This window comes from Cyanobium sp. Lug-B (assembly GCF_024345635.1).
In the GTDB taxonomy this organism is placed as follows: domain Bacteria; phylum Cyanobacteriota; class Cyanobacteriia; order PCC-6307; family Cyanobiaceae; genus Cyanobium; species Cyanobium minutissimum.
This window is the reverse complement of record NZ_JAGQBM010000028.1, coordinates 23,270-32,891: the sequence shown is the minus strand read 5'-3', so window position 1 is coordinate 32,891 and position 9,622 is coordinate 23,270. Positions and strand designations below refer to the sequence as shown.

Sequence of the window (9,622 nt, the reverse complement as noted above, 5' to 3'; positions counted from 1 at the left end):
CGCCTGCTGCCCCAGGGCGAGGCCCTGGCGACGGCCCTGGCCGCCGGACTGCCGCCGCAGCGGCTGGCCCCCCTGCGCCCCGGCGGCGACGGCCGCATCGAGCGCGCCCTCTGCCGCCACTGGCAGATCGACACCGTGCTCTGCCGCCGCTCCGGGGGCACCAACGAAGCCCGCTGGCACCGGATCTGCGCCGACCTGGGTCTGCGCCTGCTGCTCCTGGAGCGGCCCGGGGAGCCCGCCCGGGTGGAGGCCCTGCCGCTGGAGGCGCTGCTGGCACGGCTGGGCGACACTGAGCAGAACGGCTGAAGCCGGACCCTGCCCCCCATGCCAGGACCTGCACCCACTCCCCTGAGCCTGGTGCTCACCACCGAAGCCGACCGGGAGCGGGCCGAGGCCCTGGCCCGGGAGCTGCTGGAGCGGGGCCTGGTGGCCTGCGCCAGCCTGCACCCGGCGGTGTCGCTCTACCGCTGGCAGGGCCGGCTGGAGCGGAGCGAGGAGGTGCAGCTGCTGCTCAAGACGACCCCCGCTCAGCTGGAGGCGCTGCGCCGCGCCCTGGGGGAGCTGCACAGCTACGACACCCCGGAATGGATCCACTGGACGGCCGCCAGCGACGGCTCCTACGGCCGCTGGCTTCTGGAGCAGCTGGCGCTCAGCCCAGGTGGCGGGCCACCAGCTCCGGCAGGGACGCCTGGGGACGGGGACCCAGCTGGGTGACCACCTGGCCGGCGCAGAGCGAACCGAGCCGTCCGCAGCGCTCCAGGCTCTCGCCCCGGGTGTGGCCGTAGAGGAAGCCGGCGGCGTAAAGGTCGCCGGCGCCGGTGGTGTCCACCAGGGGGCCGAGACGGAAGGGCTCGATCACCAGGGTCGTGTCGCCGCTGAGGAGCAGCGAGCCCCGCTCGCTGCGGGTGAGGGCCGCCACCCTGCAGCGCCCGCGGACCCGGTCGGCGGCCGCCTCGAAGCTGTCGGTGCCGTAGAGGGCGGTGATCTCCATCTCGTTGGCGAACAGCACATCGACATGGCCGTCGACCAGCTCCAGGAAGCTCTCCCGGTGGCGCTCGACGCAGAAGGCATCGGAGAGGGAGAGGGCCACCTCGCCGCCGCTGGCACGCATCACCTCGGCGGCGGCGATGAAGGCGCGCTTGGCCTCCTCGCTGTCCCAGAGGTAGCCCTCCAGATACAGCACCTTCGCCTGGCGCACCATCTCCAGGTCGAGGTCGGCGGGATCGAGGCCCACCGACGCCCCCAGGTAGGTGCACATGGTGCGCTGGGCATCGGGGGTGACCAGGATCAGGCAGCGGGCGGTGGAGGGGCCGCTGGCGGCCGGGGGGGTCTCAAAGCTTGCCCCCACGGCCCGGATGTCGTGGGCGAAGATCGCTCCGAGCTGGTCGTCCCGGACCCGGCCGATGAAGCCCGCCCGGCCGCCCAGCTGGGCGATGCCCGCCAGGGTGTTGGCCGCCGAGCCGCCGGAGGTCTCCAGGCCGGCGCCGACGCTGGCGTAGAGCCGTTCGGCCTGCGCCTCATCCACCAGGGCCATGGTGCCCTTGGTGAGGCCGTGGGCCTCGAGGAAGGCGTCGTCGGCCTGGACGAGCACATCGACGATGGCATTGCCGATGCCGACCACGTCGAAGCGCTTGGCGGTGCTGGTCAAGGGGGTCCTTGGAGGGGGTGAGGGGAGGGCCGGGAAGTGGAGGGGAGGGAACGGCGGGACGCCGGATCAGACGCTGAGCAGGGCGCGCTTGGGGCCGTGGATGGGATCCTCGACAACGATCGTCTGGTCGCGCTGGGCGCCGAGGGAGACGATGGCGATCGGGACCTCCATCAGCTCGGCCAGGAAGCGCAGGTAGGCCATGGCGGTGGGGGGCAGATCCTCCAGGCTGCGGCAGTCGGCGGTGGAGCACTGCCAGCCGGGCAGGCTGCGGAAGACGGGCCGGCAGCGGGCGAACTCATCGGAGCTGCTGGGGAAGTAGTCGATGCGGCGCCCGTCGAGCTCGTAGGCCACGCAGACCTGGATCTCGTCCAGCTCATCGAGGACATCCAGCTTGGTGATCGCCAGGCAGTCGAGACCGTTCACCTGGACGGCGTAGCGGCCGATCACCCCGTCGAACCAGCCGCAGCGACGCCGCCGGCCGGTGGTGGTGCCGAACTCGCCGCCCCGGTCGCAGAGGTGGTCGTTGAGGCTGCCCTCCAGCTCGGTGGGGAAGGGGCCCTCCCCCACCCGGGTGGTGTAGGCCTTGGCGACGCCGATGACGCGGTCGATCAGGGTGGGGCCGACGCCGGCGCCGATGCAGGCGCCACCCGACACCGGATTGGAGGAGGTGACGTAGGGGTAGGTGCCGTGGTCGAGGTCGAGCAGGGTGCCCTGGGCCCCCTCGAACAGGATGTTCTTGCGGGCCCGGGCCGCCTCGTGGATGGTGCGGGTGCAGTCCACCACGTGGGGGGCCAGCCGGCGGCCGTAGGCGGCGTACTCCTCGATCACCGCCTCCGGATCCAGGGCGGGGATCCCGTAGACCTTCTCGAGCAGGTCGTTCTTCTCGGCCAGGGGCCCCAGCAGGCGGTCGCGCAGGCAGTCGGCATCGAGCAGGTCGATCACCCGGATGCCGTTGCGCTCGGACTTGTCGGCGTAGGTGGGCCCGATGCCGCGGCCGGTGGTGCCGATGCGACGGTCGCCGCGGCGCTGCTCCATCGCCAGGTCGAGCAGGCGGTGGTAGGGCATGGTCACGTGGGCCGTGGAGGCCAGCTTGAGGCCGGAGACATCGATCTCCAGCTCCAGCAGCGTGTCGATCTCGCCCAGCATGACCTTGGGATCCACCACCGTGCCCGAGCCGATCAGGCAGATGGTGTCCGGGTAGAGGATCCCCGACGGGATCAGATGCAGCTTGAGGACCCGGTCCTCGACGACGATGGTGTGCCCGGCGTTGACCCCGCCCTGATAGCGGACCACGACATCGGCGGAGCGACTCAGCAGATCGGTGATCTTGCCTTTCCCTTCGTCACCCCATTGCGCACCGATGACGACAACATTGGCCAAGGAAACAGCGGCCCGGAGCCGCTTCTAAGCACAAGGGGAGAGCTTCTCAGATCAAGGCCCCCTCCGTCAAAGAATCAGGCGCCGCGCACCGCTGTCGCTTCAGCTTTCTTGAGCTCCTTCTCCAGGCGGCTGCGCAGGGGATCGGGCAGGGGGCGGTTGGCGTAGCCGGCGTAGTGGGCCGCCAGCGCGTTCACGGCGGTCTGCATGGTGGTGAAGGAGGCCAGGCCGTGGATGTCCTGGCGGGGGCGGTAGAGGGCGGTGTAGCCGTTGATCAGCTGGCGGGCCTGCACCTCCGCCTCCTGGCGGGCGGGGTCGTCCTGGGGCAGGGCGATGGTGGTCAGGAGGGTCTGGGCCACGCTGACGGTGTCGTCGACGTAGTTGCCGCTGAGGCCGGCCGCGGGCTGGCTGCAGCCGCCCAGTCCGAGGCAGAGGCACAGGCCGATGGCCAGCAGGGGACGGAGCAGGCTGCGGCGCAGGAAGGCGACCAAGGGAGGAACGGCGTCTGGCGAAATCCTACGGGGATGCACCCTGGAGCCCGAGCGACTGCAGGAGCTGCTCGCAGGCGGCGTCCGCCGTCAGGTCCCGCTTGCCGGTGCCGCCGCTGCGGTCCACCAGCTCCACAGCCCGCTCGCCGGCACCACGGCCCACCACCAGCCGCCAGGGGATGCCGATCAGATCGGCATCCTTGAACTTCACACCGGCCCGCTCGGGCCGGTCATCCAGCAGCACATCGATCCCGGCTGCGAGCAGGCGGCCGTAGAGCTCCTCGGCCAGGGCCACCTGCACCGGATCCTGGCTGCTGGCGATGACGATGATCACCGTGTAGGGGGCGATCGCCACGGGCCAGCGGATGCCGTCGGCGTCGTGGTTCTGCTCCACGGCGGCCTGGGCCAGGCGCGAGACGCCGATGCCGTAGCAGCCCATCCACAGGGCTTCGTCCTCGCCGGCCTCATTGGTGAAGCGGGCCTCCAGGGCTTCGGAGTACTTCCGCCCCAGCTGGAAGATGTGGCCCACCTCGATGCCCCGGGCCGCCTCCAGCCGCTGGGAGGGGTCATGGACGCAGCGCTCCCCCGGCTGGGCCGCCCGCAGATCCACCACCTCGGGCAGCGGGCAGAGCTCGCCCCAGCGGGCCCCCACCAGGTGCTCATCGACGCGGTTGGCGCCGCAGACGAAGGCCTCCAGCTCGGCGGCGGAGGGGTCGGCGAGCCGCAGCAGGGGAGCGGCGGCCGCCCGGGGATCGGGCTGCCGCAGCGGTGGATCGCCCAGATGGGGGCCCAGGAAGCCGAAGGGAACGGCGGCGGCGGCCTCAAGGTGATCCGCCAGCAGCGGGCCGATCTCCAGCAGGGCGCCGGCGTCCGGGCAGCGGGCCGTCACGGCGTTGGCGAGCTTGACGTCGTTGAGCTGCTGGTCGCCCCGCAGGCAGACCAGCACCGCGCGGGCGGGGGCCGCCGCGAAGCGGGCCAGCAGCAGCAGCACCTTCACCGTCTGGGTGGGATCGAGGCCGTGGGCCTCGCAGAGGTCCTCGATGCTCGTCTGCTCCGGGGTGGCCAGGGTCCGGCAGGGGCCGGCCGGCAGGGGAACGGCGGGCGCCGGCAGGGAGACGGCCCGCTCCTGGTTGGCGGCGTAGCGGCCGTCGGGACTGGTCAGGATCAGGTCCTCACCGGCCTCGGCGGTGACCATGAACTCCTGGCTGGCGGAACCGCCGATGGCGCCGCTGTCGGCCTCGACCGCCACGGCCCGCAGGCCGCAGCGCTCGAAGATGCGCCGGTAGGCCCCGTCCATGGCGGCATAGGTGCGCCGCAGGCAGGCCTCGTCGGCATGGAAGGAGTAGGCGTCCTTCATGATGAATTCGCGCCCCCGCATCAGGCCGAACCGGGGCCGGATCTCATCGCGGAACTTGGTCTGGATCTGATAGAGGCAGACCGGCAGCTGGCGGTAGGAGCGCAGCAGGTCGGCGGCCAGCGCGGTGACCACCTCCTCATGGGTGGGGCCGAGCCCGAGGGAGCGCTCCTGGCGATCGATGAGGTGAAACATGATCCCCTCGCCGGCGGTGTAGCCGTCCCAGCGGCCACTGCGGCGCCAGAGATCGGCGGGCTGCAGCTGGGGCAGCAGGGTTTCGAGCGCGTCCACGGCGGCCATCTCCTCGCGGACGATGGCGGAGACCTTCTGGAGCACCCGCCAGAGCAGGGGCAGGTAGGCGAAGATCCCGGGCGCCAGACGGCGCATGTAGCCGGCGCGGAGCAGCAGCTTGTGGGAGGTGATCTCGGCTTCGGCCGGGTCGTCGCGAAGCGTCACCAGCATCAGGCGGGAGACGCGCATGGAGAAAGTCCGGTTCGGCGCTGGACGCTATCACCGCCGACCCGTCGGACCAGGGGCCTGTCGCCGGGAGCGAGTCGCCGCAACGACCCTGCCCCCTGTGGGCGGGCGGCTGACGAGAAAAAACTCTGCTATGGTCAGCCGTCAGTCCAGTGCGTCCAACGCCAGTCTCATGCTTGCTCACCCTGCACAGGTCGGCTCTCCAGCGGGCGGTTCCACCGCTTCGCCGGCCGCGCCGCTGGCCCTGCAGGCTGAACCTCGCACCGACACCGAAACCCTGATCGGCATCGATGAGGTGCAGCGCTCCCTGAACCGATCCCGCGCTTCGGTGTACCGCTACACGAACACCGATCCCCGCAACCTCAACCCCCCCTTCAATCCCCGCAAGCTCAATCCCGAGTACCGCAGCGACCAGAAGGAACCCCTGGTCTTCCACCCCCACGAGGTGGCCCGCTTCGCCCGCGATGTGCTGCGCATCAAGGAGGTGACCGTCGAGGTGCTCAATTCGCCCTCCACCGCGACCCAGCAGCTGCTGGCCTCGATCCTGGAGGAGCTCCGGGCCATCCGCGCCCGGCTCGACGGGGCCGAAGTGCCTCCCGCCGATCTGCACCTGCACAGGCACTCCCAGTCACGGCCGGCCGCCTGACGGGCCGACGCAGAGCGGACCACCGCCGTCCGGCTCCCCTGTCGTTTTGCCGTCGCCGGGGGCCGATCGAGCCGATCGGTGGCACAATCGTTGCAAACAACCTTTGTTCTCCGTCCAGTGCACCGGGCGTCTCCGCTGCACGAACGCATGGATCACGTCCGAACCGTCCGTCCCCAGTCCCGCTCCGGTTCCCATCGGGGAACAGCCTCCCTCGCCTCCCCGGCCAGCCTTTCCGGCTCCGGCGCTCCGGGGCCCTTCTCCGCCGGACTCTGCCCCACCCCCGACGTCGGCGAGGTTGACTCCAGCGGAGACCCGGACAGTCCGGGCCCCCGAACGCCCCTTTCCCGTCCCTCCTCGTCCGGAGGCTCCAGCCGCGGCGGCAGAAGCCCCGGCGCGGGCCCCGATGATCCGGAAACCCTCTTCTTCGATCAGCCCTTCGGGACCCTGGGCGGCGTCCTGCTGGGTCTGCTCACCCTGCTGGTGCCCCTGGCCGGTGTGGTCATGGACCGCCCCCTGCTCCCCGGCCAGCAGGAATCGGTGGACCGTGGCTTCAGGCCCGTCGCTGTAGCAGAAAGCCCTGAAAGTCCAGGGCCTGGAAGAACGGAGCCGGATCGCTGAGTCCCGCGGCCTCCACCAGGGCCGTGAGACGGGCGATGCCGATCGGGTGGAATCCCTGGATCTGGGCGGTGGGATCCACCGCCCCCCCTTCGACCCCGCTGGCCCGCTGGAAGCAGCGCCAGGCCTCGGTCACCTGGGCCGTGAGGGGGGAGCGCTCCGGACGCATCAGGTCGACCAGCACCAGCTGCCCCTGGGGCCGCAGGCTGCGGGCCAGGGCCGTGAGGAAGGCCAGCTTGGTGCCGTCGTCGGGCAGGGACTGCAGCACCAGCACCGACAGGGCGCCATCGAAGCGGGCCTCGGCCCCGAGCTGCTCCACCGTGGCGTGATGCCAGTCGATCCGGCCGCGGTTCTGCAGGCGCTGCCGGGCCACCGCCAGCATCTCCGCCGACGGATCAATGGCCGTGAGCTGCCAGTCCGGCCGCTGGGCGTCCGCCTCCAGCAGCTCGGCCCCGGTGCCGCATCCCGCCACCAGCACGGCGGCCTCCCGGCGCGAGGCCAGGGGGGAGGAGGAGAGCAGCGCCACCGAGAGACGGGCGAGGCTGGCGTAGCCGGGGATCAGCTGCTGCACCACCAGGTCGTAGGTGCCTTGCCGGGCCGGGGAGGGGTCGGAGGAGAGCAAGGTCTGCGGGCAACCCGGCCATCGTAGGCAGCCCCTCCCGACCGCCCCGATCCTTTCTCAAGGCAACGAAACCGGGATCGAAAGGACGTGGTGTGACCTAAGTTGGGCGGCGCCCCTCACCCCCGATCGACCGTGCCCACCATCCGTTTCGAAAAGGAAGGCCAGCAGGTTGGTTGCATCGAAGGGGCCAATCTCCGCAAGGCGGCCCTCGACGCCGGCGTGAATCCCTACACGGGACTCAACAACCTCAACAACTGCGGTGGCCTCGGCCAGTGCGGCACCTGCGTGGTGGAGGTGGTGGAGGGGGCCCGCAACCTCTCCCCCCGCAGCGATGTGGAGGAGGTCTACCTGGCGGATCGGCCTGCGAGCTACCGCCTCAGCTGCCGCACCACCGTCAACGGTGATGTGACCATCCGCACCAGGCCGGACGCCGGTGTGGGCAAGGGCTCCAACAGCCTGGTCGGGGCCCTCAAGGCGCTGGTGGGCCGCAAGTAGGCGCGATGGCCGGCGACTTCGCCCCACTCGTCCTCTACCAGTACGCCGGCTGCGGCACCTGTCGCAAGGCGCTGGCCTGGCTGAGGGAACGGGCGATTCCCTTCGAGGCCATCGACATCACCGCCAGCCCGCCGCCCCTGCAGCTGCTCGCCGCCGCCCACGACCAGCTCGGGGGCTTCGGGCGGTTGTTCAACACCAGCGGCCAGAGCTACCGGGCCCTGGGGGCCGCCACGGTCAAGGCGATGGACCGGGACACGGCCCTGGCCGCCCTGGCGGCCGACGGGCGCCTCATCAAGCGTCCCTTCCTGGTCACTGCCTCCGGTCGGATCCTCACCGGGTTCCGTCCCCAGGACTGGGAGGAGCTGCTGGGCTAGGGGACGTCGTTGCGACCCTCCGGCCCCTGGGCCCCCTTCACCATGATCTGGTCGAGCTCCTCGATCAGGCCCTCGATACCGGCCCGGCTGATCTGGCTCAGGTAGTTGCCCTTGAACTCCTCGAGGAAGGTGCACAGCAACTGCTGGGAGCGCTCCAGGGCCGGTCCGCTCTCCAGGGCATCGGCCAGTTCCTCCCAGAAGCGGTCGATGAACCGCTGCAGCAGCTCCAGCTGCTGGTCGTCGCGGCGGCTGAGGCGCTCGCCGGTGGTGCGGGTGAGGTCGAGCAGGCTGTCCACCATCCCGCCGGCCAGCTGGCGGCTGAGGCCCTTCTCCACCTGCAGCAGGGGCTGGAGCTGGCGCAGGCCCGGCGGCACGATCGCGTTCTGGAGGCTCTGCTGCAGGGCATGGCCGAGCACCCCCTGGAGCTCGGGGGCCAGGCGCGGGGCCACCCGCACCAGCAGCAGGGGGCCCCAGATCCGCACCAGTTCCACCAGCTCGCGCTCGTCGTTGCTGACCACCATCTGATGGCTGCGCAGGGCGCGGATCCGCATCGGCCAGCGGCGCGAGCGGATCAGCTGCTGCAGCCCGTCGATCAGCTGAAGGGCCAGCACCTCGAACAGCTCGACCGCCAGCAGGGCCACCACCGCCCGGCTGATCACGGCCCGCAGCGGTTCGATGCTGATCAGGCCGCTGGTATGGAGCCGCTCCAGCACCGGCACCACCCGCAGCCAGCGCCAGAAGGGCAGCAGCAGGGGCAGGTCGATCCAGCGCCGCAGCAGGGCCCGGCCCCAGCTCAGGCCCGGCAGGCGGCGGCGCAGCCGGATGGCCCGCAGCAGGATGTCGAGGGCGAAGACGCTCTGGAACAGGAGCAGGTCGTAGCGCCAGAAATGGTCGGTGGGGCGGCCGTTCTCATCGATTGAGCGCCAGTAGGTGGTGGCCACCAGCGGCAGCACCTGCTGGCGCCAGAACAGCCGCTCCTGCGGCCAGGGATGGGCGTCGATCCATTCCGGGCTCAGCAGGACCGCCGCCGCCTGCTTGGCCGAGTCCCGGTCGGCGCGCTGGCGCAGGCGGTTCTTGATCTTCTCCAGGGTGCCGGAGGTGCCCGAGGCCAGCATCGGGTTGGAATCGATCATCTCGGCGGTGAGCCGCGCCTGTTCGGCCAGCAGCTGGCGCTGCATCGGGGTGACGGCACCCGTCGGGCCCTGGCCCAGGGCCGCATCCATCCGGTCGAACTGGCGCAGGTAGGCCTGGGTCTCGCGGTGCGGCTCGATCCCCTTGATCGGATCCACCCAGGGGGTGATGTCGGGGATGAAGGTGAGCGGCACCGCCAGGGGCACCGACGGCAGCGGGTAGAGATTGCGCTGCAGCCAGAAGGTGCGCAGGGGGATGTAGCTGATGTCGAAGGCCACCCAGAGCAGGTTGAGGGCGGCCCACAGGGCCACGAAACGATCCCAGCGCCGCTCCAGCCGGCTCGAGGGCGCGGCCAGGCTCTGGTGCCAGCGTGGGCGTGCCATCGGGGACGCGGC

General features: G+C 71.2%; 11 protein-coding genes. 5 read left to right on the top strand and 6 right to left on the bottom strand.

Annotated elements, in window-relative coordinates:
• The coding region (locus KBY81_RS08760) for a precorrin-6A/cobalt-precorrin-6A reductase (RefSeq protein ID WP_254976264.1) at positions 1 to 306 on the top strand (306 nt) is incomplete at its 5' end.
• 18 nt (positions 307 to 324) lie between these two features.
• The gene (gene cutA, locus KBY81_RS08755; protein ID WP_254976263.1) at positions 325 to 714 is read left to right on the top strand and encodes a divalent-cation tolerance protein CutA; all 390 of its coding nucleotides are present in this window, start codon (positions 325 to 327) and stop codon (positions 712 to 714) included.
• On the opposite strand, the gene KBY81_RS08750 is transcribed toward cutA, so the two are convergent.
• The 4 genes from KBY81_RS08750 to KBY81_RS08735 all read right to left on the bottom strand — a co-directional run bounded on the left by KBY81_RS08750 (position 650) and on the right by KBY81_RS08735 (position 5,347).
• On the bottom strand, positions 650 to 1,648 hold the full coding sequence (locus tag KBY81_RS08750; protein WP_254976262.1) for an adenosine kinase: 999 nt from the start codon (positions 1,646 to 1,648) through the stop codon (positions 650 to 652). The two genes, cutA and KBY81_RS08750, sit on opposite strands and share 65 nt — an antisense overlap.
• 66 nt (positions 1,649 to 1,714) lie before the next feature.
• A complete protein-coding gene (locus KBY81_RS08745) occupies positions 1,715 to 3,028 on the bottom strand; it encodes an adenylosuccinate synthase (RefSeq protein ID WP_094587394.1) in 1,314 nt (437 codons plus the stop codon).
• 74 nt (positions 3,029 to 3,102) lie between these two features.
• On the bottom strand, positions 3,103 to 3,516 hold the full coding sequence (gene psb27, locus KBY81_RS08740) for a photosystem II protein Psb27 (protein ID WP_254976261.1): 414 nt from the start codon (positions 3,514 to 3,516) through the stop codon (positions 3,103 to 3,105).
• Positions 3,517 to 3,541: 25 nt separating this feature from the next.
• The gene (locus KBY81_RS08735) at positions 3,542 to 5,347 is read right to left on the bottom strand and encodes a proline--tRNA ligase (protein ID WP_254976260.1); all 1,806 of its coding nucleotides are present in this window, start codon (positions 5,345 to 5,347) and stop codon (positions 3,542 to 3,544) included.
• A 169-nt stretch (positions 5,348 to 5,516) separates the two neighbouring features.
• Here KBY81_RS08735 and KBY81_RS08730 point away from each other — a divergent pair, with 169 nt between their 5' ends.
• Positions 5,517 to 5,990: a hypothetical protein gene (locus KBY81_RS08730; RefSeq protein ID WP_219904232.1), complete on the top strand. Its 474-nt coding sequence runs from the start codon at positions 5,517 to 5,519 to the stop codon at positions 5,988 to 5,990.
• Between the two features lie 550 nt (positions 5,991 to 6,540).
• On the opposite strand, the gene KBY81_RS08725 is transcribed toward KBY81_RS08730, so the two are convergent.
• Positions 6,541 to 7,227 (bottom strand): class I SAM-dependent methyltransferase, encoded by a 687-nt coding sequence (locus KBY81_RS08725; RefSeq protein WP_106221324.1) that lies wholly within the window; start codon positions 7,225 to 7,227, stop codon positions 6,541 to 6,543.
• Positions 7,228 to 7,359: 132 nt separating this feature from the next.
• Here KBY81_RS08725 and KBY81_RS08720 point away from each other — a divergent pair, with 132 nt between their 5' ends.
• Both KBY81_RS08720 and KBY81_RS08715 read left to right on the top strand, forming a co-directional pair.
• Positions 7,360 to 7,722, top strand: coding sequence for a 2Fe-2S iron-sulfur cluster-binding protein (locus KBY81_RS08720; protein WP_015107747.1), 363 nt, complete (start codon positions 7,360 to 7,362; stop codon positions 7,720 to 7,722).
• A gap of 5 nt (positions 7,723 to 7,727) precedes the next feature.
• The gene (locus KBY81_RS08715; protein ID WP_254976259.1) at positions 7,728 to 8,096 is read left to right on the top strand and encodes a Spx/MgsR family RNA polymerase-binding regulatory protein; all 369 of its coding nucleotides are present in this window, start codon (positions 7,728 to 7,730) and stop codon (positions 8,094 to 8,096) included.
• Here KBY81_RS08715 and KBY81_RS08710 read toward each other — a convergent pair.
• Positions 8,093 to 9,610 carry a hypothetical protein gene (locus KBY81_RS08710; RefSeq protein ID WP_106221328.1) on the bottom strand — a complete coding sequence of 506 codons (1,518 nt, stop codon included), beginning with the start codon at positions 9,608 to 9,610 and terminating at the stop codon, positions 8,093 to 8,095. The two genes, KBY81_RS08715 and KBY81_RS08710, sit on opposite strands and share 4 nt — an antisense overlap.
• Positions 9,611 to 9,622: the final 12 nt, after the last annotated feature.

Coding starts and splice junctions, on each gene's coding strand:
- cutA (WP_254976263.1), top strand. CDS start 325: ATGCCAGGACCTGCACCCACTCCCCTGAGCCTGGTGCTCACCACCGAA.
- KBY81_RS08735 (WP_254976260.1), bottom strand. CDS start 5,347: ATGCGCGTCTCCCGCCTGATGCTGGTGACGCTTCGCGACGACCCGGCC.
- KBY81_RS08730 (WP_219904232.1), top strand. CDS start 5,517: ATGCTTGCTCACCCTGCACAGGTCGGCTCTCCAGCGGGCGGTTCCACC.
- KBY81_RS08715 (WP_254976259.1), top strand. CDS start 7,728: ATGGCCGGCGACTTCGCCCCACTCGTCCTCTACCAGTACGCCGGCTGC.
- KBY81_RS08710 (WP_106221328.1), bottom strand. CDS start 9,610: ATGGCACGCCCACGCTGGCACCAGAGCCTGGCCGCGCCCTCGAGCCGG.